Source organism: Streptomyces sp. YS415, assembly GCF_023544665.1.
GTDB lineage: Bacteria > Actinomycetota > Actinomycetes > Streptomycetales > Streptomycetaceae > Streptomyces.
On record NZ_JAMJFL010000003.1, the window covers coordinates 145,772 to 169,709 of the forward strand.

Genomic DNA, 23,938 nt, shown 5'->3' on the forward strand with positions numbered 1-23,938 from the left:
GGATGCACGACGCGGCTCACGCGGCTGCTCCCGTCGTTACCGGGGCGTCGACGACCCGTGACACGTGGATCGCGCCGGTGACGTATCGCGCCATCCTGACGACAGTCACGGATGAGTGATAACTTCGCCGGGTAGACCTCAGTGGAACAGCGCCGCCCGCAGTCCGCCCGAGGAGGCCGCCCGCCATGAGTCCCTTCACCGGCTCCGCCGCCCGTACCGAACGCTGGCGGCATCTGCGCGTGGACCTCACCGACGGCGTCGCCACCGTCACCCTGGAGCGCCCCGAGAAGCTCAACGCCCTCACCTTCGGCGCCTACGCCGACCTGCGCGACCTGCTCGCCGAACTGTCCCGCGAGCGGGCGGTACGGGCCCTGGTGCTGGCCGGGGAGGGGCGCGGCTTCTGCTCCGGCGGGGACGTGGACGAGATCATCGGCGCGACGCTGTCCATGGACACCGCCCAGCTGCTGGACTTCAACCGGATGACCGGCCAGGTGGTCCGGGCGGTCCGCGAGTGCCCGTTCCCGGTGGTCGCGGCGATCCACGGCGTGGCGGCGGGCGCGGGCGCGGTGCTGGCCCTGGCCGCCGACTTCCGGGTGGCCGACCCGACGGCACGGTTCGCCTTCCTCTTCACGCGCGTGGGACTGTCCGGCGGCGACATGGGAGCGGCGTACCTGCTGCCGAGGGTCGTCGGCCTGGGCCATGCCACTCGCCTGCTGATGCTGGGCGACCCGGTACGGGCGCCGGAGGCCGAGCGCATCGGCCTGATCAGCGAACTGGCGGAGGAGGGCCGGGCGGACGAGGCGGCCCGCTCCCTGGCCCGCCGCCTGTCCGAGGGCCCGGCACTGGCGTACGCCCAGACGAAGGCGCTCCTGACGGCGGAACTGGACATGCCGCTGGCGGCAGCGGTGGAACTGGACGCCTCGACGCAGGCCCTGCTGATGACGGGCGAGGACTACGCGGAATTCCACGCGGCCTTCACCGCGCGGCGACCTCCCAAATGGAGGGGACGGTGACTGTTCCGACCCCAGGGGCGCGGGGAACTGCGCGATCGGCCCCCACGAACCCGCAGGCGCCACCCCTCACCAGCCACCCCCTGAAGGTGGCGATCATCGGCGGCGGCCCCGGCGGCCTCTACGCCGCCGCCCTCCTCAAACGCCTCGACCCCGCCCGCGAGATCACCGTCTGGGAGCGCAACGCCCCCGACGACACCTTCGGCTTCGGCGTGGTCCTCTCCGACGAGACCCTGGGTGGCATAGAGCACGCCGATCCCGAGGTCCACGCGGCCCTCCAGCACCACTTCATCCGCTGGGACGACATCGACATCGTCCACCGCGCCACCCGCCACACCTCCGGAGGCCACGGCTTCGCCGCCCTCGGCCGCAGACGCCTCCTGGAGATCCTGCACCACCGCTGCCGCGCCCTCGGCGTGGAACTCCGCTTCGCATCCGAGGCCCCGCACCCGGCCCGGCTGGCCGCCTCCCACGACCTGGTCATCGCCGCCGACGGTGTGCACAGCACCACCCGCGACGCCTACGCCCACGTGTTCCGGCCCCAGGTGGCCACCCACCGCTGCCGCTACATCTGGCTGGCCACCGACTTCGCCTTCGACGCCTTCCGCTTCGACATCGCCGAGACCGAACACGGCGTGATGCAACTGCACGGCTATCCCTACTCCCCAGGCGCCTCCACCGTCATCATCGAGATGCGCGAGGAGGTGTGGCGAGCGGCCGGTTTCGACGACATCGACCCGCAGCAGTCCATCGAGAGCTGCGCCAAGATCTTCGCGGAAGCCCTGCGCGGCCGCCCCCTGCACTCCAACAAGTCCGCCTGGACCACCTTCCGCACGGTCGTCAACGAACGCTGGTCGCACGAGAACGTCGTGCTGCTCGGCGACGCCGCCCACACGGCCCACTTCTCCATCGGCTCCGGCACGAAGCTGGCCGTGGAGGACGCCCTCGCACTCGCCGCCTGCCTCCAGGAGCACCCCGGCATCCCCAGCGCCCTGCGCGCGTACGAGGAGGAACGCAAACCCGTCGTCGCCTCCACCCAGCGCGCCGCCCGCGCCAGCCTGGAGTGGTTCGAGAACATCGCCCGCTACCTCGGCCAGCCCCCGCGCCAGTTCGCCTTCAACCTCCTCACCCGCAGCCGCCGGGTCACCCACGACAACCTGCGCCTGCGCGACGCCGGCTTCACGGAATCGGTGGAACGCGCCTTCGGCTGCCCGCCCGGCACACCGCCGATGTTCACCCCGTTCCGGCTGCGCGGACTGACCCTGCGCAACCGGGTCGTCGTCTCGCCGATGGACATGTACTCGGCCGTCGACGGACTCCCCGGCGACTTCCACCTGGTCCACCTGGGCGCGCGGGCGCTCGGCGGGGCCGGCCTGGTGATGACCGAGATGGTGTGCATCAGCCCCGAGGGCCGGATCACCCCCGGCTGCACCGGCCTCTACAACGGCAAGCAGGCCGAGGCCTGGCGCCGGATCACCGACTTCGTGCACACCCGGGCGCCCGGCACCGCGATCGGCGTGCAGCTCGGCCACAGCGGGCGCAAGGGCTCGACCCGGCTGATGTGGGAGGGCATCGACGAGCCGCTGCCCGACGGCAACTGGCCGCTGGTGGCCGCCTCGGCCATCCCGTACAAGCCCGGGAGCCAGACGCCGCGCGAGCTGTCCCGGGCCCAGCTCACCGATCTGCGCGAGCAGTTCACGGCCGCGGCCTGGCGTGCCGCACGCGCGGGCTTCGACCTCCTCGAACTGCACTGCGCGCACGGCTATCTGCTCTCCGGCTTCCTCTCCCCGCTGACCAACCGGCGCACCGACGCCTACGGCGGCTCCCTCCAGAAGCGGCTGCGCTTCCCGCTGGAGGTGTTCGACGCGGTCCGGGGCGTCTGGCCGCAGGAACGGCCCATGACCGTCCGCATCTCCGCCACGGACTGGGCCGAGGGCGGCACCGGTGCCGAGGACGCCGTCGAGATCGCCCGCGCGTTCGCCGCGCACGGCGCCGACGCGATCGACGTCTCGACCGGGCAGGTCGTGGCCGAGGAACGCCCGGAGTTCGGGCGCTCGTACCAGACGCCGTACGCCGACCGCATCCGCCACAGCACCGGCATCCCGGTGATAGCGGTGGGCGCGATCTCCTCCTGGGACGACGTCAACTCCCTGCTGCTGGCGGGCCGCGCCGACCTGTGCGCCCTGGCCCGCCCCCACCTCTACGACCCGAACTGGACCCTGCACGCGGCGGCGGAACAGTCCTACGAGGGACCGGGCGTGGTCTGGCCGGTCCCGTACCGGGCGGGCAGCCGCCGCCCCCGCACGGGCCGCACGGACGCCCCCAAGCCCCGCCTCACGCTCGGGACATGAGGGCAGCCGGGGCTCCGACGGGGCTCACAGCCCGGCGAAGACGGCCCCCGCGTCCCTCAGTCGCGCGTGCAGCGCGTGGAACACCTCCGCCGACCGCACCCCCGGCCAGTCCTCCGGCAGCAGCCGGGCGGGCAGCCCCGGATCGACGTACGGCAGATGTCGCCAGGAGTCCAGGGCGAGGAGATAGTCGCGGTACGCCTCCTCGGGCGGGGTGTCCGAGCGCTGCTCCCAGGCGTGCAGCACGCGCGCGTGGCGGTCGAGGAACGCCTCGTGCTCCTTGGCGACGGCCGCCAGGTCCCACCAGCGGGTCACGGCCTCGGCGGTGGGCGCGAAGCCGAGGTGCTCACCGCGGAAGAAGTCGACGTACGCCTCCAGGCGCAGGCGTGCCAGGGTGTGGCGGGTCTCCTCGTACAGCCGTGCGGGCGCGATCCACACGCCGGGGGCGGCGCTGCCGAAGCCGAGGCCCGCCAGCCGGGAGCGCAGGACGTGCCGCTTCTGGCGCTCCGACTCCGGCACCGAGAAGACCGCCAGCACCCAGCCCTCCTCGTCGGGCGGCGCGGTGGCGTACACGCGCCGGTCGCCGTCGTCGAGCAACTGGCGCGCGTCCGGGGAGAGTTCGTAGCCCGCCGCGCCCTCGGCGGTACGGGCCGGGACGAGCAGCCCGCGCCGTTTGAGGCGGGACACCGACGAGCGCACCGAGGGAGCGTCCACGCCCACCGCGGCCAGCAGCCGGATCAGTTCGGCGACGGGCACCGGGCCGGGCACGAAGCGGCCGTAGGCGCCGTAGAGCGTGACGATCAAAGACCGTGGTGCATGCTGGTCGGACACGTTGATCATCTTAGGTCGTCGGCGTCACTGCCGGTCACCGGCGGCGTCGGCCGTGAGACGCAGCTTGAACCGCTGGAGCTTGCCGGTCGCCGTACGCGGCAGGGCGTCCAGGAACACGATCTCGCGCGGGCACTTGTACGGCGCGAGTTCCGCCTTGACGAAGGAGCGCAGCGCCGCCGCGTCCCGGGGCGCGTCCGGCCGGAGCACCGCGAACGCCGTCACGACCTGTCCGCGCGCCGCGTCGGGCCGGCCCACCACCGCCGTCTCCAGCACGTCCGGGTGGCGCAGCAGCGCCTCCTCGACCTCCGGACCGGCGATGTTGTACCCGGCCGAGATGATCATGTCGTCCGCGCGGGCGACGTAGCGGAAGTAGCCGTCACTCTCCCGGACGTAGGTGTCGCCGGTGATGTTCCAGCCGTGCCGCACGTACTCGCGCTGGCGGGGGTCGGCGAGATAGCGGCAGCCGACCGGTCCGCGCACCGCGAGCAGTCCCGGCTCCCCGTCGGGCTTCTCCCGGCCGTCCGCGTCGACCACGCGCGCGTGCCAGCCGGGCACCGGCAGCCCGGTGGTGCCGGGCCTGATGTGCTCGTCGGCGGCGGAGACGAAGATGTGCAGCAGTTCGGTGGCGCCGATGCCGTTGATGATGCGCAGCCCGGTCCGCTCGTGCCAGGCCCGCCAGGTGGCGGCGGGCAGGTTCTCGCCGGCCGAGACACAGCGGCGCAGGCTGGAGACGTCGTGCCCGTCCAGTTCGCCGAGCATCACGCGGTAGGCGGTCGGCGCGGTGAACAGCACCGTCACCCGGTGCTCGGCGACGGCGGACAGCAACTGCCGCGGGCCGGCCTGTTCGAGCAGCAGCGCGCTCGCCCCGGCCCGCAGCGGGAAGACCACGAGCCCGCCGAGCCCGAAGGTGAAGCCGAGCGGGGGACTGCCGGTGAACACATCGCCCGTACGGGGCCGGAGCACGTACTTGGAAAAGGTGTCCGCTATGGCCAGCACATCCCGGTGGAAGTGCATACAGCCCTTGGGCCGCCCGGTGGTGCCGGAGGTGAAGGCGATCAGCGCCACGTCGTCGCAGGCGGTGTCCACGGCGGTGTACGGGGTGCGCGGCGCCGGCCGCTTCAGCAGGTCGTCCGGGGCGTCACCGCCGTAGGCGGCGATCCGCAGCCCGGGTATCTCCGCCTTGGCGAGGTCGTCGACGGCCCGGATGTCGCACAGGGCGTGGCTCACCTCGGCCATCCGGCACATCGTGCGCAGCTCGTGCGGGCGCTGCTGGGCCAGGACGGTCACGGCGACCGCGCCCGCCTTGAGCACCGCGAGCCAGCAGGCCGCGAGCCAGGGGCCGGTGGGGCCGCGCAGCAGCACCCGGTTGCCGGGGACGACCCCCAGGTCGCCGGTCAGCAGGTGCGCGAGCCGGTCGACCCGGGCCCGCAGCTCGCCGTAGGTCCAGCCGGGGCCGCCGGCGGTGCGGAACGCCGGACGGTCGTCCGGGGGGCCCTGCAGCAGCTCGGCGGCGCAGTTCAGCCGTTCGGGGTACCGCAGCTCCGGCAGATCGAAGGTGAGTTCGGGCCACTGGTCGGCCGGCGGGAGATGGTCGCGCGCGAAGGTGTCGAGATGCGCCGAGACGTTCATGGCGGTGCGCCCCCTTGCCTGGTGGGCTCCCTGGTGGGCTCGCCCGAGGAGCGTATCGCGTTGGTGACGGCAGTCAACTGCACGCGATACCGTCGGGGGAGTGGCTCCGCGGTCCCGTCGACGGCCGCGGGCGGAGAGGACGGCGATGTCCGCATTCTCACTCGCACCGGAACAGACCGCCTGGTGTGCCGACCTGCGCCTGCTGGCCGCCGAGCGCCTGCGCCCGCTCGCCGAGAAGGGCGAGCCCGGCCGGGTCAACCGCCCGCTCGTCGCCGCACTGGGCGGCCTCGGCCTGCTGCCCCGCCTGTTCACCTCCGGCGCCCTGGACCTGTGCCTGATGCGCGAGTCCCTGGCCTACGCGTGCACCGAGGCGGAGACCGCCCTCGCCCTCCAGGGCCTGGGCGCCCACCCGGTCCACGCCCACGGCACCCCGGCCCAGCGGGAGCGCTGGCTGCCGGGGGTCGGCGAGGGCACGGCGGTGGCCGCGTTCGCGCTGAGCGAGCCGGGGGCGGGCTCGGACGCGGCGGCCCTGTCCCTCACCGCCGACGCCGACGGCCCCTCCGCCTGGCGCCTCACCGGCGAGAAGTGCTGGATCTCCAACGCCCCCGACGCCGACTTCTACACGGTGTTCGCCCGCACCACCCCGGGCGCCGGATCCCGGGGAGTGACCGCGTTCCTGGTACCGGCCGACCGCCCGGGCCTGACCGGCGCCTCCCTCGACATGCTCTCCCCGCACCCCATCGGGACGCTGGACTTCGACGCGGTCCCGGTGACGGCCGACGACCTCCTGGGCGAGCCCGACCGGGGCTTCCGGGTGGCGATGGGCACCCTGAACCTCTTCCGCCCCAGCGTCGGCGCCTTCGCTGTCGGCATGGCGCAGGCAGCCCTGGACGCGACGCTCGCCCACACCGCCCGACGGGACGCCTTCGGCGGCACGCTGAGCGACCTGCAGACGGTCGCCCACCAGGTCGCCGAGCTGGCCCTGCGCACCGAGGCGGCCCGTCTGATGGTGTACGCGGCGGCCACGGCGTACGACGAAGACGCCCCGGACGTGCCCAGGCGCGCCGCGATGGCGAAGCTGCTGGCGACCGAGACGGCGCAGTACGTCGTGGACCGGGCCGTCCAGTTGCACGGCGCCCGGGCCCTGCGCCGGGGTCACCTGCTGGAGCACCTGTACCGCGAGGTCCGCGCCCCGCGGATCTACGAGGGCGCGAGCGAGGTGCAACGCGGCATCATCGCCAAGGAGTTGTACGCCGACCTGGAGGCACGGTCATGACAGCGGAACGCGTCGACCCGCCCGAGCTGTCCCCGCCCACGGGGTTCACCCACGCGGTGGTGGCGACGGGTTCCCGGCTGGTGTTCCTGGCCGGCCAGACAGCCCTGGACGCCGACGGGAAGATCCAGGGCGACACGCTCCCGGAGCAGTTCGAGAAGGCGCTGGGCAACCTGCTGACGGCCCTGCGCGCGGCGGGCGGCACCCCGGCGGACCTGGCGCGGGTCACGGTGTACGCCACGGACCTCGGGACCTACCGCGGGCACGCCCGCGACCTGGGGCTGATCTGGCGGCGGCTGGCGGGCCGGGACTACCCGGCGATGGCCGTGGTGGAGGTCGTGCGCCTGTGGGACCGGCAGGCGCTGGTGGAACTGGACGGCTTCGCGGTGCTGCCGTAGCGCGCCGGTCAGGCGGCCATCGCCAGCCGGTCCACCGGCACCCGGTGCGGCAGCACGACCCGCCCGTCCGGCAGCAGCTCACCGGAGTCGTCGAAGACGATCGTGCCGTCGCACAGCAGGCTCCACCCCTGCTCGGGATGGGCGGCGACGACGAGCGGAGCATGCGTACCGGTCACGGAACACGACGTCGGGTGAGCACTCATGGCGCGCCTCCACATGGGTCGGACACTTCCTATGGGTAGACCATCCTCCCGGCGTGAACGCATCGCCACGGGCCGGCCGCAAGCGTGACACCACGGGGACAACTCCCGGACGGTCCGGGGACGCTCGGGGCGGACTCGCCACCGAAGGAGTGACGATCACGCGCGTGGGCGCGCCCGCCCGGTAGTGGTGGAGGCCCCCGAACTCCGTTCACCGGAAGGCCTTCCCATGCCCGTACGCGCCGCCCTCGGCACAACCGCCGCTGCCGCCCTCCTCCTCGTTGCCGCCCCCGCCGCGCCCGCCGCCCCCTCCGGGACGGTGACCGTCGACGCCACCGGCACCATCACCACCGACGGCACGGTCACCCTCTCCGGCACCTACCGTTGCACCGGCGGCAAGGGCCCGGTCTTCGTCAGCTCCTCCGTGGGCAAGCCCTCCTCCGGTCTGCGTCACGGCATCGGCGGCACCCGCGCGGTCTGCGACGGCCTGGAGCACCGCTGGCAGAACACGGGCAAACCGTCCGCCCGTTCGCTCGAAGCGGGCGCGGCCCGCGTGGAGGCGACCGTCATGGAGCTGGACACCAGCGGCGGCCTGCCGCTGCCCGTCATCCACGCGGCCCACCAGCAGGACGTGACCCTCGTCGCGGGCTGACCCCCTGCGGGTCACCGGATACGACTGCGGCCGGACTCCGCGGCCGGCGACAGGCCGCCGCGGAGTCCGGCCACCGCGCTACGAGAGCCGGTCGACGACGGCCCGGAGCTGCTCGACCTCCGCTGCCTGGCTCTTGACGACGGCTGCCGCCATCTTCCGGGCGCCGGGATGCTCGCCGTTCCTCCGCTCGTCCTCGGCCATGGCGATCGCGCCGTTGTGGTGCTCGATCATCATCTCGGCGAAGGCCTTGTCGAACGCGGTGCCCTTCAGGGCCTTGAGCTCCGCCATGTCCGCGCCGGACATCATGCCGTCACCGCCGTGGCCCGCGCCGTGGTCCATGCCGGACCCCGACGCATCGGCGGCCGGCTGCTTCCAGGACTGAAGCCAGCCCTTCATCGTCGTGATCTCCGGGCCCTGGGCCCGCTCGATCCGCCCCGCGAGCTCCTCGACCTCCGCGTCGGAGGCCCGGCCGTCGGCCAGCTCCGCCATCTCCAGGGCCTGTTCGTGGTGCGGAATCATCATCCGCGCGAACGCGACATCCGCGTCGTTGAAGGTCCCGGCCCCGGCCCCGGCTCCTGCCCGCTCCGACGCCGTCCGCGACGCCGAACCGCCGTGCTCCATGCCGTCCATGCCGTCCGTGCCGTCGCCCCCGCAGGCCGCGAGGAACAGGGCGCCCGCCGCGACGAGACCCGCCGCGGCGAGGCCGCGCTTGATTGCAGTCATGGGTGATCTCACCTTGCTTGTCGTTCCGTTCGTGGGCATGCCGAGTCACGGGCTCACGCCCGTGGCGGGGACCGGCCTATTGCCGCAGAACGGACAACTGGGTGAGATCGGGGCGGCGCGGCGGTGGACGGGGCCGCCCCACGGCGGCGACCTGGGCGAGGAGCCGGGCCGCCACGTCCCGGGCGCGGGCGCTCGCCGCCTTCGACAGGGCGGCGAGCACCAGGGCACCGAAGAGCACCGCGACACACAGCGACATCGGGTCCATCGGCACGGCGGGCTCGTGCGTGGACGAGCCGTCCGGCCCGGACGCCGCCGGGTGGTCCACGGCCGCCGCATGCGCGGACGCGTGCGAACCCGCAGGGGAGGAGTCCTCGGGGTGCCCGAGGGTGTGCATCACGAACACCCCGAGCGCGAGCACGACGACGAGCAGCAGCTGCCCGAGGGCGCCTCCCGCCCGCACGTACCCGCTCGTCCGCATGGTCCGAGCCTACGTGCTCAGATGTCGCGGAACGTCTCGATCTGCGCGCCGATCGAGTTGAGGCGCTCGGCGAGGTCCTCGTAGCCGCGGTTGATGACGTACACGTTGCGGAGCACCGACGTGCCCTCCGCCGCCATCATCGCCAGCAGGACGACCACCGCGGGGCGCAGGGCCGGCGGGCACATCATCTCGGCCGCGCGCCAGCGGGTGGGGCCCTCGACCAGGACGCGGTGCGGGTCCAGCAACTGGAGGCGGCCGCCGAGCCGGTTGAGGTCGGTCAGGTAGATCGCGCGGTTGTCGTAGACCCAGTCGTGGATGAGGGTCTTGCCCGAGGCGACGGCCGCGATGGCCGCGAAGAACGGGACGTTGTCGATGTTCAGGCCCGGGAACGGCATCGGGTGGATCTTGTCGATCGGCGCCTCCAGCTTGGAGGGCCGGACGGTCAGGTCCACCAGGCGGGTACGGCCGTTGTCCGCGCAGTACTCGGGGGTGCGGTCGTGGTCGAGGCCCATCTCCTCCAGGACCGCGAGCTCGATCTCCAGGAACTCGATGGGCACCCGGCGCACCGTCAGCTCCGACTCGGTCACCACCGCGGCGGCCAGCAGGCTCATCGCCTCGACCGGGTCCTCGGAGGGGGAGTAGTCCACGTCGACGTCGATGGTCGGCACGCCGTGCACGGTGAGCGTGGTGGTGCCGATGCCCTCGACCTTGACGCCGAGCGCCTCCAGGAAGAAGCACAGGTCCTGGACCATGTAGTTGGAGGAGGCGTTGCGGATCGTGGTCACGCCGTCGTGCCGGGCGGCGGCCAGCAGGGCGTTCTCGGTGACCGTGTCCCCGCGCTCGGTCAGCACGATCGGGCGGTCGGGCGAGATCGCCCGGTCCACCTGGGCGTGGTACAGGCCCTCGGTGGCCGCGATGTCCAGACCGAACCGGCGCAGCGCGATCATGTGCGGCTCGATGGTGCGCGTACCGAGGTCGCAGCCGCCCGCGTAGGGCAGCTTGAAGGTGTCCATCCGGTGCAGCAGCGGGCCCAGGAACATGATGATGGAGCGGGTGCGGACGGCCGCCTCGGCGTCGATGGCGCCCATGTCGAGCTCGGCCGGGGGCACCAGTTCCAGGTCGACCCCGCCGTTGATCCAGCGCGTCCGCACACCGATGGAGTGCAGCACCTCCAGCAGCCGGTAGACCTCCTCGATGCGGGCCACCCGGCGCAGCACCGTGCGCCCCTTGTTGAGCAGCGAGGCGCACAGCAGTGCCACGCACGCGTTCTTGCTCGTCTTCACATCGATCGCGCCGGACAGCCGCCGGCCGCCCACCACCCGAAGATGCATCGGACCCGCATAGCCCAGAGAGACGATTTCGCTGTCCAGGGCTTCACCGATACGGGCGATCATCTCAAGGCTGATGTTCTGATTGCCGCGCTCGATCCGGTTGACGGCGCTCTGACTGGTGCCGAGCGCCTCGGCCAGCTGCGTCTGTGTCCAGCCACGGTGTTGCCGGGCGTCACGGATGAGCTTGCCGATGCGTACGAGGTAGTCGTCTGCCATGAGGTTGAGGCTATCTCAGATATGAGATGGCGCCTCCTGGGGGACCCGTCCGGGTGACGGAGCGTCAGCGCCGCCTGGCGGTACGGGTACGGCGCCACCCGAAAGGTCCGGGCAAATCCATCGATGTCGTACGACGTCCGGTGCTGCTGTGGGTGTGCCGGGGGCCGTTCGCCCCACCGGTGGTGATGGACCAGGAGCGCCGGTTGATGTTCAGCCGGACTCCGGGCAGGATGCGGAAGCTCTTGCGAAAGGTCAGGGGCATGGAGGCCTCCCGTCGAAGCGGTTCGGACCCCTGTCGGTTACCCCGGCCTGGCGAACTGATGGCAGAACTCCACAGGTTCGTCGAAGGTGACGGCGGCTATGGGGGCGCCGGTGACGACGTAGGAGTGCCGCGACACCCGCCCCTCCTCCGTCCGCAGCTCCAGCAGACCCGGCTCGGGGCACCGCCAGGTGAGCCGGGTGACGCACTCGCCGAGGGCGTTGGACAGATTGCTCCACCCCTGGCCGTTGGCGCGCAGCTCGAACTCCGAGCACTCCATCACGCCGTAGTCGAAGGGGATGCTGCTCCAGTACCCGATGAGCGCCTCGTCCAGGCCGGTGCGCGGGTTCGCGGCGTCCTCCTCCGCGATCCGGCGCTGGACGGCGATCCCGGGTCCGCCGAGGTCCACCACGCGGGTGCCGTGCACGGCGACGCCGAGGTCGCGGAACTCGACACCGACGTAGGGGATGCCGTCCCGGGAGACCGGGTGGATGTGGACGGCGCGCACGTCGAGTCCCTCGGGGAAGCCCTCGTGGTGCGCGCACACGGCGTGCCGGAGCGCTGTGAAGAGGTCGGGCAGATGGGCGGCCGTCCAGGCGGCGCGCGCCAGGTCGTCGTCGGTCAGCAGAGGGCAGCGCAGCGGGGCGCGCCCGGGACGCAGACGCGTCCATGCGGTCGTCGGCAGCGGTACCCATTTTGTCCAGCCGCCCGCATGCCGGTGGAAATCGCCTCGCTTCATGGTGGAAGGAGGACATCACACGGAGGCCGGGCATGACCATCCCGGCCCCATGTACTAGAGTTATCTCGACATCGAGATATCTGCCGAGGCGTACCGCAGCCGCACGCGATCATCGGTCTGGCAGTAAGGGTGACCTAACTTAGCCTTACCTTAGCGGATCGGCCAAGTCGCCGTGGCGGCAGGATGCGGTGGGAACGCGCACATCAAAGAAGGAGACTGTCGTGTCGGCGAACAGCTTCGACGCCCGCAGCACGCTGCAGGTGGGCGACGAGTCGTACGAGATCTTCCGGCTGGACAAGGTGGAAGGCTCGGCCCGCCTTCCGTACAGCCTCAAGGTCCTGCTGGAGAACCTGCTCCGCACGGAGGACGGCGCGAACATCACCGCCGACCACATCCGTGCGCTCGGCACCTGGGACTCGAGCGCCCAGCCGTCGCAGGAGATCCAGTTCACGCCCGCCCGCGTGATCATGCAGGACTTCACCGGCGTGCCCTGTGTCGTGGACCTCGCCACCATGCGCGAGGCCGTCAAGGAGCTCGGCGGCGACCCGGCGAAGGTCAACCCGCTCTCCCCGGCCGAGCTGGTCATCGACCACTCCGTCATCGCCGACAAGTTCGGCACGAACGAGGCGTTCGCGCAGAACGTCGAGCTGGAGTACGGCCGCAACAAGGAGCGCTACCAGTTCCTGCGCTGGGGCCAGACCGCCTTCGACGACTTCAAGGTCGTCCCGCCGGGCACCGGCATCGTCCACCAGGTCAACATCGAGCACCTGGCCCGCACGGTCATGGTCCGCAACGGCCAGGCCTACCCCGACACCCTCGTCGGCACCGACTCGCACACCACCATGGTCAACGGCCTCGGCGTGCTCGGCTGGGGCGTCGGCGGCATCGAGGCCGAGGCCGCGATGCTCGGCCAGCCGGTCTCCATGCTCATCCCGCGCGTCGTCGGCTTCAAGCTGACCGGTGAGCTCCCGGCCGGCACCACCGCCACCGACCTGGTCCTCACGATCACCGAGATGCTGCGCAAGCACGGCGTCGTCGGCAAGTTCGTCGAGTTCTACGGTGAGGGCGTCGCCGCCACCTCCCTCGCGAACCGCGCCACCATCGGCAACATGTCGCCGGAGTTCGGCTCCACCGCCGCGATCTTCCCCATCGACGGCGAGACTCTGAAGTACCTCAAGCTCACCGGCCGCTCCGAGCAGCAGGTCGCGCTCGTCGAGGCGTACGCCAAGGAGCAGGGCCTCTGGCTGGACCCGCAGGCCGAGCCGGACTTCTCCGAGAAGCTGGAGCTGGACCTGTCGACGGTCGTCCCGTCGATCGCCGGCCCGAAGCGCCCGCAGGACCGCATCGTCCTCGCCAACGCCGCCCAGCAGTTCGCCCAGGACGTCCGCAACTACGTGGACGACATCGACGAGGCGGGCAAGGAGTCCTTCCCGGCCTCCGACGCCCCGGCGAACACGCCGAACGGCGCCCCGTCGAAGCCGGTCCCCGTGACCGCCCCCGACGGCTCGACGTACGAGATCGACCACGGTGCCGTGACGGTCGCCGCCATCACCTCCTGCACCAACACCTCCAACCCGTACGTCATGGTCGCCGCGGCCCTCGTCGCGAAGAAGGCCGTGGAGAAGGGCCTGACCCGCAAGCCGTGGGTCAAGACCACCCTCGCCCCGGGCTCGAAGGTCGTCACCGACTACTTCGACAAGGCCGGTCTGACCCCGTACCTGGACAAGGTCGGCTTCAACCTGGTCGGCTACGGCTGCACCACCTGCATCGGCAACTCCGGCCCGCTGCCGGAGGAGGTCTCCAAGGCCGTCAACGACCACGACCTCGCGGTCACCTCGGTCCTCTCCGGCAACCGGAACTTCGAGGGCCGGATCAACCCCGACGTCAAGATGAACTACCTGGCCTCCCCGCCGCTGGTCGTCGCGTACGCCCTCGCGGGCTCCATGAAGGTGGACATCACGCGCGACGCCCTGGGCACCGACCAGGACGGCAACCCGGTCTACCTCAAGGACATCTGGCCCTCCGAGGCCGAGGTCAACGACGTCGTGGCCAACGCCATCGGCGAGGACATGTTCAACAAGTCCTACCAGGACGTCTTCGCGGGCGACGCCCAGTGGCAGGCGCTGCCGATCCCGACCGGCAACACCTTCGAGTGGGACGCGGAGTCGACGTACGTCCGCAAGCCCCCGTACTTCGAGGGCATGACGATGGAGACCACCCCGGTCTCCGACATCACGGGCGCCCGCGTCCTGGCCAAGCTGGGCGACTCGGTCACCACCGACCACATCTCGCCCGCCGGCGCCATCAAGGCCGACACCCCGGCCGGCAAGTACCTCACGGAGCACGGCGTCGAGCGCCGCGACTTCAACAGCTACGGCTCGCGCCGCGGCAACCACGAGGTCATGATCCGCGGCACGTTCGCCAACATCCGCCTGCGCAACCAGATCGCGCCGGGCACCGAGGGCGGCTACACCCGCGACTTCACCCAGCCCGACGGCCCGGTGTCGTTCATCTACGACGCCTCGCGCAACTACATCGAGCAGGGCATCCCGCTGGTCGTCCTGGCCGGCAAGGAGTACGGCTCCGGCTCGTCCCGCGACTGGGCCGCCAAGGGCACCGCGCTGCTCGGCGTCAAGGCCGTCATCGCCGAGAGCTACGAGCGCATCCACCGCTCGAACCTCATCGGCATGGGCGTGCTGCCGCTGCAGTTCCCGGAGGGCGCCTCGGCCCAGTCCCTCGGCCTGACCGGCGAGGAGACCTTCTCCTTCACCGGTGTCGAGGAGCTCAACAACGGCACCACCCCGCGCACGGTGAAGGTCACCACCGACACGGGCGTCGAGTTCGACGCGGTCGTCCGCATCGACACCCCCGGCGAGGCGGACTACTACCGCAACGGCGGCATCATGCAGTACGTGCTGCGCAGCCTGATCCGCAAGTAAGCGGCACGGCACAGCGGTTGAGGGCCGCATCCCCGGCGACGGGGGTGCGGCCCTTCGCGTGTGACGCCTGTGCTCCAGGCGTTTACAAGCGCGCCGCGCAGCGCTACGTTCCGACCCTGTGGGGTGGGAGCGCTCCCATGCTCGGTGGACCGGAACCCGCCTCCGGGAGCCGCCCCCACCCCACACCTCCCTGCCGCGCGGCCGCCCGCTCAGCCGATGGTGACGACACGTGCCCAGGGCGGCGGACGGTCCGGGACGTAGTCCGGGTCCTCCTCGTCCGCGGGGCCGGCCGGACGCGGAAAGAGGCCGACGACGGTACGGCAGGGCGGCTGGGCGGGCCAGGGGGTCTGGCCGTCCGTCAGGGCGACGATCACGTCCGGGCGGGGCCCGGAGCGCAGCGCCAGGGCGAAGCCGGAGCGCAGGTCCGTCCCCCCGCCGCCGATCAGCTCGATGTCCTCGGCGCGGCAGATCGGGCCCGCGATCCCGGCCGCCGCGTCACAGGAGATCACCGAGACCAGGTCGCGCCGCCCGCCCACCGCCCGGGAGATCGCCGCCACCTCCACCAGCGCGCTGCCCAGTTCGGCGTCGCTCACCGAACCGGAGGTGTCGATCACCACGCAGACCCGGGGAGGGATGCGCCGCAGGCTCGGCAGCAGCACCCCGGGCACGGCGGCCGACCGCCGGGACGGCCGCCGGTAGCTGTGGTTCTCGCCCACCCCCGGCGCCCCGGCCGCGGAGCGCACCGCCGCCCCCAGCAACTGCCGCCACGGCTGCGGCGGGTGGAAGGCCTCGTCAGCCCAGCGGCGCCACCCCTCCGGAGCCTCGCCCGGCCGCCCCTTGATCCCCTCGGCGACCCGGAAGCGCACCGCGTCCCGCTGCTGCCTGCTCAGCCCGTGGGAGCCGTCGGCGCCCAGCTCCCACGGCCGCTCCTCGCCGTCGGCACCGCCGCCGCAGTCCAGCCAGGCCAGCTCGGCGACGAGCCCGGTCATCGACGCTCGGCCCAGGTACTCCTCCATCAGCAGCCCGTCCGGCAGCCGCAGCAGCGAGGGCAGCACCGCCCCGGTGGGCCGGGGCAGTCCGTCGCCGTAGATGTCGTCGTTGATCTCGAAGTCGGCGGCGATGTTGCGCCGCAGCCGCTCGCCCGGCCCGTACTCCTCGTGCTCGCGCGCATAGCGCTCGCCGCGCCCGTGGTGGTCGCGGAGCAGATGGGACACCTCGTGCACCCAGACGCCCGCCAGCTCCTCCACCGGGGTGCGGGCCACGAAGCCGGGGGAGACGTAGCAGCGCCAGTGCGCGTCGACCGCCATCGTCGGCACCGACCGGTCCTCCACCACCTGGAGCGCGAAGAGCGCGACGGCCAGATAGGGGCGGACCTTGACGGCGTGCAGCCGAGCCGTGAGCAGCTTCTCCATGTCCAGCGGGAGGGCGCGGTCCGCCGCGTGCCCGCCCGCGGCGGCGGGCGGTGCCGGCACGGTCGCCCGCACCGGCCGCGGCGGCGGAGGCGGAGCCATCGGCCGGGGCAGCACCCGCGGGCGCGGCACGGCCCCCGTCATCGGCGCGCCCCCCGCGCCAGGGCGGCCTCGGCCCGTTCCACCGACCGGTCCGCACCGGCGGCGAGGCCGACGATCGCCGCCAGCCGTTCCACCGCCGCCGGCACCTCCCAGTCGTCGCGCCGCACCGCGGCCAGCGCCTTGGCCGGGGCGACCAGCAGATCCGGGGCGCCGGTCTCCAGGGCCCGGACCAGGACCGCCCAGCCCGCCTCCCAGCGCGTACGTTCCGGCCGGGCCCCGACGGCGGCCACCACCGCCTCCAGCGCGGCCTGCCGGAGATCACCGCGCTCGGGCAGCTCGGCGCGGGCCGGGTCGGCCAGCACCAGCTCCGGGTCCGGCAGGTCCATCCGGTCCAGGTGGGCGAGGAGCTCCAGCCCGGGTCCGTCGCCCACCGCGCCGCGCACCAGCAGCGCCAGCACCTCCCGGGAGACGGAGGCCGCCGTACCGAAGGCGAGCAGGGTCAGCGCGGTCTCCCAGCTCCGGGGCGAGGGCCAGGCTCCGCCGCGCCGCGTCTCGGAGCTCGGCAGCCGGTGGATCAGCGTCGGCCGCGCGGCGAGGAACCCGCACACCGCGCGCCGGGCGAGGGCCACCGCCTCCGGCAGCCGCTCCGGGGCGAGCCGGGGCAGCTCGGCCCGGGGCCAGACCCCGCCGAGGCCGCGCACCACCACGTCCCGGTCGTGCACCCAGTACAGGTGCACGAACCGGTTGGCCAGCGGCGGGCTCAGCTCCCACCCGTCCGCCGCCGAGGCGCGCGGATTGGCGGCGGCCACGATCCGTACGCCCGGCGGCAGTTGCAGGGCGCCGACCCGCCGCTCCAGCACGACCCGCAGCAGCGCGGCCTGGACGGCCGGGGTGGCGGTGGACAGTTCGTCCAGGAAGAGCAGCCCGCGCCCGGCCCGCACCAGCTCCACCGCCCACTGCGGCGGCGCCATCGGCACGCCCTGCACCGCGGGGTCGTCGCCCACGATGGGCAGCCCCGAGAAGTCGGTCGGCTCGTGAACACTGGCGATCACGGTGGTGAGCGGCAGTTCGAGGGAGGCGGCGAGCTGGGTCAGGGCCGCGGTCTTGCCGATGCCCGGCTCGCCCCAGAGCAGCACCGGCAGGTCGGCGGCGACGGCCAGGGTGAGCGCTTCGAGCTGCTCGTCGGGGCGCGGTTCGGTGGTGGTCGTCCGCAGCAGCGTCAACAGGTCGTCGGCAACCGCGAGTTGGGAGTCGGTGGACACAAGGGTGCTGGAAGTCATGGGGATCACCTGGGTGTGAGGAGAGAACGGGACAGCCGCGCGGGCCGAGGCGGAAGGGGACGTCCTGGTCGGTGACGAGGTCGTCGGGTCAGAAGGGCAGGGCGGTACGGGGCCGGCCCGGGCTGTTGCGCTTGAAGCGCCAGACGGAAGGCGTACGCCGGTCGAGACGGGGACGGTGTTCTGCCGGGGCAGCGGCGGCGGGGTGCACGGCGACCAGTCCCGAGCGGAACAGCCCGTGCTCGATGCGGCCGGCCGCGGCGGACTCCAGCTCCTCCCGGAGCGGCCCGTCGCGCAGCAGCGCAGCGGGACCGAGCAGTCCTTCGACCACGGCCAGCGCCCCGGCGACATCACCGTGGGCGAGCCGCTCCCGGACCGCGGGCAGCGACTCCGGAGTGCGGTGCACCGCGTCGATCGCCCGCAGACACGGCAGGGCCGGCCCGCCGAGCGCCACCAGCAGCTCCTCCCGGCGCAGTTCGTCCGGGCCGTGGTCGATCGCCGTCAGTACGCCGTCCCGCAGCGCGATCCGGTGCACCTCGCCCCGGCACTCCACGCGATGCGGATCGCGGGGTTCGCCCGCGGGGCGGGACACCGGTGCCGGGGGCGGTGCCGGGGCCATCGGCGCCAGCGCGGCGGCGACGAGCGGGTGCAGGCGGTCGGCCGTGATCAGCCCGGCCCGCAACAGCTCCAGATCCGGCAGCACCCGGGCCGCGGCCTCCGGCAGCACCGGAAGCGCCGCGATCTCCTGCGGCGGGAGCTCCTGACGCACAGGCCGGATCGTCGGGACATGGCTGTCGTCGGGCGCGACGAGCTCGAACACGGCCCACCTGCGCGCACCGAGCCGCACGGTGAACGCCCCGCGACTACGCCCCTCGGCCCGCAGCAACAGCTCAGCCTCAGCAGCCCAACCGGCCGTGGCCCAGGAGGAGCCGGGGGTGGCGTCGGTGGTCCAACTGGTCGGGATGTCGGGGGAGTCGTGCGCGGTCCCGGTTGCGGACCTGGTCATGCCCCAGGAGGAGTCGGGGGCAGCGTCGGTGGTCCAACTGGTCGGGATGCCGGGGAAGTCGTGCGCGGTCCCGGTTGCGGACCTCGCCGTGGCCCAGGAGGAGTCAGCCCTCACCCCGGCGGCCCTACCCGCAGGGACCGGCGAGGGGTCGATGGCAGCCCCGGTGGCACAACCGTGCCCGGCCCAGGCGTAGTCGGAACCCGCCCCCACAGCCCGCTCCGCCGCGACCGACGAGGCCTCCGAGGTGGTACCCGCAGGACAACTCTCGCCGCCGCCCGCGGCATCCGGGATGCCCTCGGCGGTGCAACTCCCACGTGACCACGCGAGACCGGGCGCGTCCTTGGCAGCCCAACTCCCTCCCCCGCCCGCGGAATCCGGCATGCCCTCGGCAGCCCCACTCCCACCGGGCCACGCGGAACCAGGCGCGCCCCCGGCGGCCCGACTCCCACCGGACGGCGCAAGACCAGGCGCACCCCCGGCCGCCCACCTCTCACCGTCCCCGGCGAAACCGGGGAGCCGCGAGGCGCCCGCCCCCGCCCCGGCGGCGCCCCGGCGCGTCAGTTCGCCGCTGCGGTCGGCGTCCCAGAGGTGCCGGTGCAGGTCGAGCCGGAAGCGCCGGTCGGGATGTGGATGCGGATGGTGCCCGGGATCGCTGCTCCCGGACTCCTCCCACAGGGCCAGCGACATCCGCTGCCCGGCGTCCGCCCAGGCCGGCGGCGTCCGCACCACCAGCTGTACCGGACCGCCGCCGGCATCCGGATAGCGGGCCAGCGACAGGGTGAGGCCGGGCCGGAGCCGCCCGTCGGGGGCGATCCGGGGCATGTGCCAGCGGAGCAGATCCGGCGCCAGCCGGCGCAGGTCCGCCCGCAGACGGGTGACGAATTCGGTGCCGTGGCGGTCGCGCACGGCGCGCAGATCGAGATCGACGTCGACCCGGGCGGCGGCGCAGGCCCCGGCCCAGTCACCGGCGGCACGCCGAGCGGTGGCGGTCTCGATCATGGACGGTGGCACGGCGTACTGGCGTACGCGCTGCCACATCGGCAGGCGGGTCGGAATCGTGTGCGTGAAGTGAGATGCCATCAGCACTCACCGGACGCGGACGATTCCCCCAATCCACAAGAGGAGAAGTTCTTCATCGGCGGCATCATAAGCACCGCGATCACGATCTGTCAGCAGGTATCGAGGCCCGGGGGCGGCGCCGCACTCGGCGCCGCCCCCGGTCTCGGACCTCAACTACCCTTGTGAGGCCAGGAGTTCGACCTCCGCCACGGACGCCTCGCCGTCCAGCACGAGGCGGTACGTGTCGTAGGTACCGGGCGACCCCACCGAGAACGCCCGGGTCTGCCGGTCCCAGGCGAAGGACTCCCCGGTGCGCCGGTCCAGGGTCGTCCACCCGGTCCCGTCCGAGGAGCCCTGGAGGGTCCAGCCGGTCGGCGCCTTGGTCCGGTCCGAGGAGGTCAGCGTGTACTGGACGGCCTCGGCAGCCTCCGGTGTCGGCAGGTCCACGGAGGTCACCGTCGCCTGGGTGGCCGAGGTGTTGTCGAACAGGGCCCCGTCACCCTTGAGCACGTCCGCCCGGGGCGTCGGCACCTTGTCGTCCTGGGTGATCGACACGGGCGCCGCGCCCTCGCCCGTACCCCAGGACGACGGCCGCGGACCCATGTCGAACTCCAGGACCCCGCCCTTGGCGAGCAGCTTGTGCGGCAGCGAAGTCGAGTGCCACGCCTTGCCGTTGACCTTCAGGCCCTGCACGTAGACATTGCGGGCGCTGTTCCTCGGCGCCTTGACGACGAGGTCCGCACCGTTCTCCAGATGCACGGTCGCCTTGGTGAACAGCGGGGAGCCGACGGCGTATTCGCCGCTGCCCATCACCAGCGGGTAGAAGCCGAGCGCGGAGAAGAGGTACCAGGCCGACTGCTCGCCGTTGTCCTCGTCGCCGTGGTAGCCCTGGCCGATCTCGCTGCCGGTGTAGAGGCGGGAGAGCACCTCACGGACGTTCTTCTGCGCCTTCCACGGCTGCCCGGCCGCGTCGTACATGTAGATGGCGTGGTGGGCGACCTGGTTGGAGTGCCCGTACATGCCCATCCGTACGTCCCGCGCCTCCGTCATCTCGTGGATGACACCGCCGTAGGAGCCGACGAAGTCGGGGGAGGCGGTCTCCGGGGTGGAGAAGTACTCGTCGAGCTTGTCGGCGAGCTTGTTCCGGCCGCCGTAGAGGTTGGCGAGTCCGCGAGAGTCCTGGGGGGCGGTGAAGGCGTAGCCCCAGCCGTTGGTCTCGGTGTAGTCGTGCCCCCATACGCGCGGGTCGTACTTCGAGGACTCGACGCGCCAGTCGCCCTTCGCGTCCCGCCCCTGGAAGAACCCGGCTTCGGCATCGAAGAGGTTCACGTAGTCCTGAGCGCGGTCGAGGAAGTACTCCGACTCCTCCCGGTAGCGCTTCTCGCCGGTCTTCCTGAACAGCTCCTGGCCCATCCGCGCGATGCCGTAGTCGTTCAGATAGCCCTCCAGCGCCCAGGACAGGCCCTCGTGGGTGTCGGTGCCGGTGTAGCCGAGGAACGGCGAGGTCGCCATGCCCTTGCGGCCCACGCCCGAGGACGGCGGGACGACGGTGGCGTTCTTCACGGCCGCGTCGTACGCCGCCTTCGCGTCGAAGCCGACGCCCTTGACGTAGGCGTCCGCGAACGCCACGTCGGAGGAGGTGCCGGTCATCAGGTCCGCGTACCCCGGCGAGGACCAGCGCGAGGTCCAGCCGCCGTCCTTGTACTGCTGGACGAACCCGTCGACCATCTCGCCGGCCTGGGTGGGCGTCAGCAGGGAGTACGCGGGCCAGGTGGTCCGATAGGTGTCCCAGAAGCCGTTGTTGACGTACACCTTGCCGTCCACGATCTTCGCGCCGGTGTGCGTCGGGGTGTCCGGATTCGGCATCGGCGAGAAGGGCGAGGCGTACTGGTACTTCGAACCGACCTTCTCGAAGCCAGAGTTGGGATACAGATACAGCCGGTACAGGCTGGAGTACAGCGTGGTCAGCTGGTCCGGGGTCGCGCCCTCGACCTCGACCTTGCCGAGGATGCGGTCCCACTGCCGCTGGGCGCGGTGCTTGACGGCCTCGAAGGAGGTGCCGTCCGGGACCTCCTGGCGCAGATTGGCCTTGGCCTGGTCGACGCTGATGAGGGACGTGGCCAGGCGCAGGGTGACGGTCCGGTCCTCGCCCGCGTCGAACCGCAGGTAGCCCTTGACGCCGCTGGCGTCGCCCTCGGTCACCGGCCGGTCGAACTCGCCGTAGACGAAGAGCCGCGTGGCACCGGTCGACAGGCCCGACTTCACGTCGGAGTACCCGGTGAAGGTCCCGCTGTCCTTGTCGAGGGTCAGGCCCGCCTGGTCGGTGACGTTGTCGAACAGGACGCTCGTGTCGTCGCCGGGGTAGGTGAAGCGCAGCACGGCCGCGTGGTCGGTCGGCGTCATCTCCGCCTTCAGGCCGTTCTCGAACCGCACGCCGTAGTAGTACGGCCGCGCCGTCTCGTTCTCGTGCCGGAAGGCCAACTCCCGGGCCTCCCGCCCGGTCTCCGGGGTGCCGGAGGCGGCGGACGGCATCACCTGGAAGGTCTGCCGGTCGCCCATCCAGGGGCTCGGCTCATGGCTCGCGCTGAACGCCTGGATCGTGGGCAGGTTGTCCGCGTTGTTCCCTCGCGCGTAGTCGTACAGCCAGCTCAGCGAGCCCGCGTTGGTCACCGGCGTCCAGAAGTTGAAGCCGTGCGGCACGGCCGTCGCCGGGAAGTTGTTGCCGCGCGAGAACCCGCCGCTGGAGTTGGTGCCCCGGGTCGTCACCGCGTAGTCCGACAGATGCGCCTTGGGCCGCTCCCGCGGCACGTTCTTCAGTGCCACGTCGTCCAGCCAGCCGCGGAACTTCGCGGGGCCCTTGGGGGAGTCGTAGGCGACCAGGATCCGGTCCACCGTCCTGCCGGCCGCGACGGACCCGATCCGCGAGGCGACGTTGTTCCACTGGTTGACGTAGAGGATCTTGGCGGCGCCCTGCCCCCGCGGGGTGAGCGCGAACCCGTGCTGGTCGGTGGCGTTCAGGTCGCTGAGGTAGGTGCCGTCGGTGAAGGCGAGGTCGACGGAGACGTTCGTGGCGTCGTAGTCGAGGTCGCCGTCGGCCATCGAGGGGAAGATCCGGTACGACAGCCGGGTGTCCCGGCCGACCTTCACGTCCACGTCGAAGATCTTGTTGTACGAGTACGCCCGCCCGTCCGCCGTGTGCCGCCCCGCGTAGCGCAGCGCCCGCTTGCCGGTGAAGCCCGCGCCCGCCTTGGCCGTCGGCGAGCCGCTCGGGCCCCGGTCGACCAGCGAGAGCATGTCCTGGGGCACCGGCCCGTCGCTGCCGCCCGTGGAGAACTGGACGTCGGCGAGCTGGAGTATGCCGGAGGCGCCGTTGTTCCGGGTGACCTCCAGCCGGAAGTGCCGGTACTCGGCCGGCTCGGCGATGTCGTACGTCCTGGTCTGGAACCGCTCGGCGAAGCTCTCCCCGGAGCGGGTGTCGAGGGTCGTCCAGTCCGTGCCGTTCGCGGAGCCCTTGAGGACCCAGTCCCGCGGGTCGCGCTCGGCGAAGTCGTTGGCCGAAGTGAGTGCGTATCTGGCCAATTTGACCGGCTTGTCCAGATCGAACTCGACCCATCCGGTGGGCTGGAAGACCAGCCACTTGGTGCTGGGTTCGCCGTCGACGAGGTTCTCCTTCACCTCCCCGCCGCCGGTGTTCTCGGCACTGGCCCGTACGTCCGTGACGTGGTCGGTCACATTGCCCGGAATGCCCGAGCTGTATCCGCCGTCCACGCCTGCGGCCCGCTTCGTTCCGTCCGGTGCCTCGTCGACCGTGTTCAGCCAGTCCGGAGCGGGGTCGCCGCTCTCGAACGAGGAGCTGAACTCCCGGTCGGTGCTGGGGGCCTCGGGCAGGGCGACCGCCACGCCCTGGGAGCCCACCGCCAAAGCGAAGGCGGTCGTCCACACGACCGCCGTGCCACGTCTGTGCCTCATCGGCAAGCACTCTCCCTGCACTCTGGACAACGTTGTCAGCATGGGTGCGCAAGGATTAGTAGTGGCTCAAGTGGCCTGTCGTGTCAAGGG

General features: G+C 72.2%; 18 protein-coding genes. 6 read left to right on the top strand and 12 right to left on the bottom strand.

The genetic code is table 11. The annotated features are described in order from the left end of the window. Nucleotides 1-185 precede the first annotated feature (185 nt). Together M8H82_RS05385 and M8H82_RS05390 are read left to right on the top strand one after the other, a co-directional pair. The gene (locus M8H82_RS05385; protein ID WP_250071255.1) at nucleotides 186-1,013 is read left to right on the top strand and encodes an enoyl-CoA hydratase family protein; all 828 of its coding nucleotides are present in this window, start codon (nucleotides 186-188) and stop codon (nucleotides 1,011-1,013) included. Further along, nucleotides 998-3,361: a bifunctional salicylyl-CoA 5-hydroxylase/oxidoreductase gene (locus tag M8H82_RS05390; RefSeq protein WP_250071256.1), complete on the top strand. Its 2,364-nt coding sequence runs from the start codon at nucleotides 998-1,000 to the stop codon at nucleotides 3,359-3,361. The genes M8H82_RS05385 and M8H82_RS05390 overlap by 16 nt, the downstream gene beginning before the upstream one ends. A gap of 24 nt (nucleotides 3,362-3,385) precedes the next feature. Here the strand turns inward: M8H82_RS05390 and M8H82_RS05395 are convergent, their stop codons facing one another. Beyond that, nucleotides 3,386-4,198 carry a PaaX family transcriptional regulator C-terminal domain-containing protein gene (locus M8H82_RS05395; protein ID WP_250071257.1) on the bottom strand — a complete coding sequence of 271 codons (813 nt, stop codon included), beginning with the start codon at nucleotides 4,196-4,198 and terminating at the stop codon, nucleotides 3,386-3,388. A gap of 15 nt (nucleotides 4,199-4,213) precedes the next feature. Beyond that, nucleotides 4,214-5,818 (bottom strand): AMP-binding protein, encoded by a 1,605-nt coding sequence (locus tag M8H82_RS05400; protein ID WP_250071258.1) that lies wholly within the window; start codon nucleotides 5,816-5,818, stop codon nucleotides 4,214-4,216. Nucleotides 5,819-5,963: 145 nt separating this feature from the next. Between M8H82_RS05400 and M8H82_RS05405 the strand changes: the two genes are divergently transcribed. Together M8H82_RS05405 and M8H82_RS05410 are read left to right on the top strand one after the other, a co-directional pair. Next, nucleotides 5,964-7,094 (top strand): acyl-CoA dehydrogenase family protein, encoded by a 1,131-nt coding sequence (locus M8H82_RS05405; protein ID WP_250071259.1) that lies wholly within the window; start codon nucleotides 5,964-5,966, stop codon nucleotides 7,092-7,094. Next, a complete protein-coding gene (locus M8H82_RS05410) occupies nucleotides 7,091-7,489 on the top strand; it encodes a RidA family protein (protein ID WP_250071260.1) in 399 nt (132 codons plus the stop codon). The genes M8H82_RS05405 and M8H82_RS05410 overlap by 4 nt, the downstream gene beginning before the upstream one ends. A gap of 8 nt (nucleotides 7,490-7,497) precedes the next feature. On the opposite strand, the gene M8H82_RS05415 is transcribed toward M8H82_RS05410, so the two are convergent. Continuing rightward, nucleotides 7,498-7,692 (bottom strand): DUF5999 family protein, encoded by a 195-nt coding sequence (locus tag M8H82_RS05415; RefSeq protein WP_250071261.1) that lies wholly within the window; start codon nucleotides 7,690-7,692, stop codon nucleotides 7,498-7,500. 226 nt (nucleotides 7,693-7,918) lie between these two features. Between M8H82_RS05415 and M8H82_RS05420 the strand changes: the two genes are divergently transcribed. After that, nucleotides 7,919-8,341: a DUF6299 family protein gene (locus tag M8H82_RS05420; RefSeq protein ID WP_250071262.1), complete on the top strand. Its 423-nt coding sequence runs from the start codon at nucleotides 7,919-7,921 to the stop codon at nucleotides 8,339-8,341. Nucleotides 8,342-8,419: 78 nt separating this feature from the next. On the opposite strand, the gene M8H82_RS05425 is transcribed toward M8H82_RS05420, so the two are convergent. From M8H82_RS05425 to M8H82_RS05445, 5 genes are all read right to left on the bottom strand, one after another. Further along, a complete protein-coding gene (locus M8H82_RS05425; protein ID WP_250071263.1) occupies nucleotides 8,420-9,064 on the bottom strand; it encodes a DUF305 domain-containing protein in 645 nt (214 codons plus the stop codon). A 76-nt stretch (nucleotides 9,065-9,140) separates the two neighbouring features. Next, a complete protein-coding gene (locus tag M8H82_RS05430; protein ID WP_250071264.1) occupies nucleotides 9,141-9,542 on the bottom strand; it encodes a DUF6153 family protein in 402 nt (133 codons plus the stop codon). A gap of 17 nt (nucleotides 9,543-9,559) precedes the next feature. Beyond that, nucleotides 9,560-11,089 (bottom strand): UDP-N-acetylglucosamine 1-carboxyvinyltransferase, encoded by a 1,530-nt coding sequence (locus tag M8H82_RS05435; RefSeq protein ID WP_250071265.1) that lies wholly within the window; start codon nucleotides 11,087-11,089, stop codon nucleotides 9,560-9,562. Between the two features lie 64 nt (nucleotides 11,090-11,153). After that, nucleotides 11,154-11,351 carry a DUF4236 domain-containing protein gene (locus M8H82_RS05440; RefSeq protein ID WP_190194188.1) on the bottom strand — a complete coding sequence of 66 codons (198 nt, stop codon included), beginning with the start codon at nucleotides 11,349-11,351 and terminating at the stop codon, nucleotides 11,154-11,156. Between the two features lie 37 nt (nucleotides 11,352-11,388). Continuing rightward, nucleotides 11,389-12,087, bottom strand: a complete 699-nt coding sequence (locus M8H82_RS05445; RefSeq protein ID WP_250071266.1) for a hypothetical protein — start codon at nucleotides 12,085-12,087, stop codon at nucleotides 11,389-11,391. 221 nt (nucleotides 12,088-12,308) lie between these two features. Between M8H82_RS05445 and acnA the strand changes: the two genes are divergently transcribed. Next, on the top strand, nucleotides 12,309-15,026 hold the full coding sequence (gene acnA, locus M8H82_RS05450) for an aconitate hydratase AcnA (RefSeq protein ID WP_250071267.1): 2,718 nt from the start codon (nucleotides 12,309-12,311) through the stop codon (nucleotides 15,024-15,026). A gap of 209 nt (nucleotides 15,027-15,235) precedes the next feature. Here the strand turns inward: acnA and M8H82_RS05455 are convergent, their stop codons facing one another. The 4 genes from M8H82_RS05455 to M8H82_RS05470 all read right to left on the bottom strand — a co-directional run bounded on the left by M8H82_RS05455 (nucleotide 15,236) and on the right by M8H82_RS05470 (nucleotide 23,848). Further along, nucleotides 15,236-16,438: a VWA-like domain-containing protein gene (locus M8H82_RS05455; RefSeq protein ID WP_250071451.1), complete on the bottom strand. Its 1,203-nt coding sequence runs from the start codon at nucleotides 16,436-16,438 to the stop codon at nucleotides 15,236-15,238. A 137-nt stretch (nucleotides 16,439-16,575) separates the two neighbouring features. Continuing rightward, on the bottom strand, nucleotides 16,576-17,817 hold the full coding sequence (locus M8H82_RS05460) for an AAA family ATPase (protein ID WP_250071268.1): 1,242 nt from the start codon (nucleotides 17,815-17,817) through the stop codon (nucleotides 16,576-16,578). A gap of 88 nt (nucleotides 17,818-17,905) precedes the next feature. After that, nucleotides 17,906-19,900 (bottom strand): hypothetical protein, encoded by a 1,995-nt coding sequence (locus M8H82_RS05465; RefSeq protein ID WP_250071269.1) that lies wholly within the window; start codon nucleotides 19,898-19,900, stop codon nucleotides 17,906-17,908. Nucleotides 19,901-20,053: 153 nt separating this feature from the next. After that, on the bottom strand, nucleotides 20,054-23,848 hold the full coding sequence (locus tag M8H82_RS05470) for a GH92 family glycosyl hydrolase (RefSeq protein WP_250071270.1): 3,795 nt from the start codon (nucleotides 23,846-23,848) through the stop codon (nucleotides 20,054-20,056). Between the last annotated feature and the right edge of the window lie 90 nt (nucleotides 23,849-23,938).

Excerpts from the sequence above, each read along its gene's own strand:
- M8H82_RS05385 (WP_250071255.1), top strand. The coding sequence starts at position 186 with ATGAGTCCCTTCACCGGCTCCGCCGCCCGTACCGAACGCTGGCGGCAT.
- M8H82_RS05390 (WP_250071256.1), top strand. The coding sequence starts at position 998 with ATGGAGGGGACGGTGACTGTTCCGACCCCAGGGGCGCGGGGAACTGCG.
- M8H82_RS05395 (WP_250071257.1), bottom strand. The coding sequence starts at position 4,198 with ATGATCAACGTGTCCGACCAGCATGCACCACGGTCTTTGATCGTCACG.
- M8H82_RS05400 (WP_250071258.1), bottom strand. The coding sequence starts at position 5,818 with ATGAACGTCTCGGCGCATCTCGACACCTTCGCGCGCGACCATCTCCCG.
- M8H82_RS05405 (WP_250071259.1), top strand. The coding sequence starts at position 5,964 with ATGTCCGCATTCTCACTCGCACCGGAACAGACCGCCTGGTGTGCCGAC.
- M8H82_RS05410 (WP_250071260.1), top strand. The coding sequence starts at position 7,091 with ATGACAGCGGAACGCGTCGACCCGCCCGAGCTGTCCCCGCCCACGGGG.
- M8H82_RS05415 (WP_250071261.1), bottom strand. The coding sequence starts at position 7,692 with ATGAGTGCTCACCCGACGTCGTGTTCCGTGACCGGTACGCATGCTCCG.
- M8H82_RS05420 (WP_250071262.1), top strand. The coding sequence starts at position 7,919 with ATGCCCGTACGCGCCGCCCTCGGCACAACCGCCGCTGCCGCCCTCCTC.
- M8H82_RS05425 (WP_250071263.1), bottom strand. The coding sequence starts at position 9,064 with ATGACTGCAATCAAGCGCGGCCTCGCCGCGGCGGGTCTCGTCGCGGCG.
- M8H82_RS05430 (WP_250071264.1), bottom strand. The coding sequence starts at position 9,542 with ATGCGGACGAGCGGGTACGTGCGGGCGGGAGGCGCCCTCGGGCAGCTG.
- M8H82_RS05435 (WP_250071265.1), bottom strand. The coding sequence starts at position 11,089 with ATGGCAGACGACTACCTCGTACGCATCGGCAAGCTCATCCGTGACGCC.
- M8H82_RS05440 (WP_190194188.1), bottom strand. The coding sequence starts at position 11,351 with ATGCCCCTGACCTTTCGCAAGAGCTTCCGCATCCTGCCCGGAGTCCGG.
- M8H82_RS05445 (WP_250071266.1), bottom strand. The coding sequence starts at position 12,087 with ATGAAGCGAGGCGATTTCCACCGGCATGCGGGCGGCTGGACAAAATGG.
- M8H82_RS05455 (WP_250071451.1), bottom strand. The coding sequence starts at position 16,438 with ATGGAGAAGCTGCTCACGGCTCGGCTGCACGCCGTCAAGGTCCGCCCC.
- M8H82_RS05460 (WP_250071268.1), bottom strand. The coding sequence starts at position 17,817 with ATGACTTCCAGCACCCTTGTGTCCACCGACTCCCAACTCGCGGTTGCC.
- M8H82_RS05465 (WP_250071269.1), bottom strand. The coding sequence starts at position 19,900 with ATGGCATCTCACTTCACGCACACGATTCCGACCCGCCTGCCGATGTGG.
- M8H82_RS05470 (WP_250071270.1), bottom strand. The coding sequence starts at position 23,848 with ATGAGGCACAGACGTGGCACGGCGGTCGTGTGGACGACCGCCTTCGCT.